The following is a 3,947-nucleotide window of genomic DNA, read 5'->3' as shown; positions in this document are numbered from 1 at the left end:
CCTTCGACGGCATAAAGGCGAAAAAACCCTTATAGGGTTCGCCGCCCCGGTAGAGGGGGTAGAAGGGAAAGACCCGAAGACTCTCTTCGCCGAACTCATGAGGAAAGGCTTTATACGGGTGCGGGTCAAAGGCAAGCTCCACGACCTTTCCGCCGGGGATGCGCCCGCAATGCCGAAGCGTATAAAGGAGGTCGAGGTGGTGGTGGACCGCCTCGTCCTGAAGCCAGGCGAGCGGGCTCGCCTCGTGGACTCTCTCGAAACATCTTTCAGGGAAGGAGAGGGGGACGCCTGGGTGGAGGTGGAGGGGAAGGGGAAAGAAACCCTCTCTCGCAGGCTCCGCTGCTTTGAGTGCTCGATGGATATCGAGAAGCCGACGCCCATTCTATTTTCGTTCAACCACCCGGTCGGCGCGTGCCCGGAGTGCAAGGGGTTCGGGAACATCCTCAAGTACGACCTGGAGAGGGTCGTACCCGATAGAGGTCTCTCTCTCTCAGGCGGCGCCATAGAGCCCTGGACAAAGCCCTCCCACAGGTGGTGGTACGAGGATCTCGAAAAGTGCGCAACGGCCTGCCGGATAGACCTGAATAAACCTTTCAAGGACCTCTCCAAAAGAGAGGAAAAACTCGTATTCGAAGGCACCGGCGAGTTCGGGGGGATAGACTCGTTCTTCGATTACCTCGAAGCGAAGAAGTACAAGCTCCATATAAGGGTCTTCCTGCATAAGTACAAGGCCCAGTTCCCGTGCCTCGCCTGCGGGGGGACGAGGCTCAAGAAGAGCGCCCTCGGCGTCAGGGTAGGGGGGCTTAACATAGCCGAGGTGAGCAACATGACCATAGACGGCGCCCGAAAATTCTTCCACGGGCTGAAACTCACCCCGTTCGAGCGGGAGCTCTCGAAGGAGGCCATGAAGCAACTCTGCCTGAAGCTCGACTTCCTCGTCCAGACCGGGCTCGGCTACATAACGCTCGACAGGCTTACCCGGACGCTTTCGGGCGGCGAGGCCCAGAGGGCGGCGCTCTCCAGCCAGCTCGCCTCCGCCCTCTCCGGGGTGCTCTACATACTCGACGAGCCGTCCATCGGGCTCCACCCCCGCGACATAGAGATGCTCATCCAACAGATGAAGAAACTTTCGCTCCGGGGGAACACCGTGGTGGTCGTCGAGCACGACCCGTCGGTCTTGAAGGCCTCGGAGCATATTATCGAGCTCGGCCCCGGGGCCGGAACGCGGGGGGGGAGGCTCGTCTACTCCGGCCCTACCGACACGTTCCTCGAAAACGCCAACACGCTCACCTCGGACTACCTGCGGGGCCGAAAGGCCATACACACCCCCAGGTGGAGACGCAAGGCCGGGCGCGGCAGGGCCAACTCGCTCTTCATAAAGGGGGCCTCGGGGAATAACCTGAAGGAACTGGACGTCAGGATCCCGCTTAAGACGCTAACCTGCGTTACCGGGGTCTCCGGCTCCGGCAAGAGCACTCTCGTCGTGGATACCCTCTATAACGCGCTGGCGGGCCGCTTCGGCCTGAAGGCCGCGAAGCCGCTCCCGCACAAGGCCGTCGAGGGTGCCGCGCTCCTGGAGGGGGTAAAGCTGATTAATCAAGAGCCCATAGGAAAGACCCCCCGGAGCAACCCGATAACCTACATAGGCGGCTTCGACGAGATAAGGCGTCTCTTCGCGGGCCTCCCCGGAGCCGTAAGCGGGGGGCTTACCACCGGAAACTTTTCCTTCAACGTGCCGGGCGGCAGATGCGACGCCTGCAAGGGAGAAGGGGTCGAAAAGCTCGAGATGTACTTCCTCCCGGACGTCTACATAAGCTGCGGGAACTGCGGCGGGAAGAGGTACAAGCCGCGGGTGCTGGAGGTAAAGTATCACGGCAAGAACATACACGACGTGCTCCGGATGACCTTCGACGACGCAGCGGTCTTCCTGCCGCCGCTTCCGGGTCTTGATAACAGGGTTTCTATAATGAGGGAGGTGGGGCTCGGCTACCTGACGCTCGGCCAACCGGCGACGACGCTCTCGGGAGGCGAGGCGCAGAGGCTCAAGATCGCCCGCGAGCTCATAAGCACCGGGCCCAGGGATATGCTCTACATACTCGACGAGCCGACAACCGGGCTGCATATGGACGATACGAAAAAACTCCTATCGGTGCTGGGCCGTCTCGTGGACAGCGGCAACACGGTCTTAATAATCGAGCACAACCTGGAACTGATAAAGACGGCCGACCACGTAATCGACCTCGGGCCCGAGGGAGGGGACGGCGGGGGTACGCTCGTTACGAGCGGCACGCCCGAGAAGGTGGCGAGCATAAAGACCAGCCATACGGGGAGACATTTAAAAACGATGCTGGGCTGAAGTGCTGCCGCACGGTTAACGTGCGTGCGGCCCTTTTATACCCTTAGGACCCGATGCCCTCGATGGTCGCCCTGAAATTGAAATACCCTCATGCCCCTTGACATGGAGGGGGGCGAGCGGGTATGATTAGGCCAATTTGAGTACCGAAAAAACTGGAAGAAAATATATGAAGAAGATTATCTTAGCTCTCTTGCTGCCGGTCCTATGGATGCCGCTCCTCCCCCGCGTCGTGGGCGCCGACCCGCTCCCCGTCTTTGACGCGGTCACGGACGGCGAAACCGGCCATAACGTAGGACACCCCGTTAACCTGAGTACATACGAAGATCTCGTCACCACCTATGGGGGGGGCTGGCTTCAGGGCCGCATGTTCCCGCCGGTGAAGAGCGGGCACTCCGCCGCCCCTCAGGAGGAATACTCCTACGGCATGGCCGCCGCAGAGCCCACTTACGACGTGCCCGTGGCGTTCAACAAGGAGGTCGAGAAGTACATAACCTACTTCCGGACAAAGGGGCGCAAGAACTTTACGCGCTGGATCGCCCGGAGCGGGAAGTACATGCCGATGATAACGGAAATACTCCGGGAGGAGGGGTTGCCCGAAGACCTCGTCTACCTGGCCATGATAGAGAGCGGTTTCAACCCGCGCGCCCTGTCGAGGGCAAAGGCCGTGGGCGTGTGGCAGTTCATGAAATGGACCGGGAGGAAGTACGATCTGCGGGTCGACTGGTGGATAGACGAGCGGCGGGACCCGGAGAAGGCCACGCGGGCCGCGGCCAGATACCTTAAAGACCTCTACGGGATGTTCGACTCGTGGTACCTCGCGGCGGCGAGCTACAACGGCGGGGAAGGACGCGTCCGCAAGGCCATAAAGAGGTACAAGACCGATAACTTCTGGTCGCTCGCAACCAAAAAACGGGCCTTTAAGAGAGAGACCCGGAACTACGTCCCGAAGTACCTGGCCGCCATGCTCATAATGAAAGACCCGGAGAACTACGGCTTTATGGGTATTCAACCCATCGCCCCTGTCCCTTACGAAAAGGTCCGTATCCGGCAGGTAACGGACATCAAGGTCATAGCAAAGGCAGCGGGCGTTAGCGTAAAGGAGATCCAGGATCTCAACCCCGAACTCATGCGCTGGTTCACCCCGCCCGAGTACCCGGACTACGAGATAAAGATACCCGCCGGGACAAGGGAGCTCTTCGAGGAACGGATGGCGCTGGTCCCCAAGCCCGAGAGGCTCAAGTTCCTGACGCACAGGGTCAGGAAGGGCGAGACCCTCTCGCATATCGCCGACAGGTACGGGACCTCTATAAGACCCATCATGTACCTGAACAACTTGAGGAGCGCGCGCTTCATAAAGGCCGGGGCCCGGCTCGTGGTGCCCATGAGGGCGGACGGCAAGGTCTATGCTAAGAAAAAAGTTAAAAGGAAAAAATTAGTCCGGGCGAACGTGCCGGACGGAGGTACGTACACCGTCAAGCGCGGCGATACGCTCTGGGATATATCCAGAAAGTTCTCCGTCCCCATAAAGCGGATGCTCGAACTCAACGACATGAGGAAGTCGGACGTCCTCAAGCCCGGCCAGAGGCTCTAC

Annotated in this window: 2 protein-coding genes; both read left to right on the top strand. The window is 60.0% G+C overall.

The window, feature by feature from the left end:
- Positions 1-2,356 (top strand): excinuclease ABC subunit UvrA (gene uvrA, locus V3W31_06310; protein ID MEE9614554.1); only part of this gene is annotated, 2,356 nt, incomplete at its 5' end.
- A gap of 166 nt (positions 2,357-2,522) precedes the next feature.
- On the top strand, positions 2,523-3,947 hold a 1,425-nt coding region (locus tag V3W31_06305; GenBank protein ID MEE9614553.1), incomplete at its 3' end, for a LysM peptidoglycan-binding domain-containing protein.

It is taken from the genome of Thermodesulfobacteriota bacterium (assembly GCA_036482575.1).
In the GTDB taxonomy this organism is placed as follows: domain Bacteria; phylum Desulfobacterota; class GWC2-55-46; order GWC2-55-46; family JAUVFY01; genus JAZGJJ01.
Note: the sequence above shows the minus strand (reverse complement) of the source record. Positions and strands in the feature narration are given on the sequence as shown.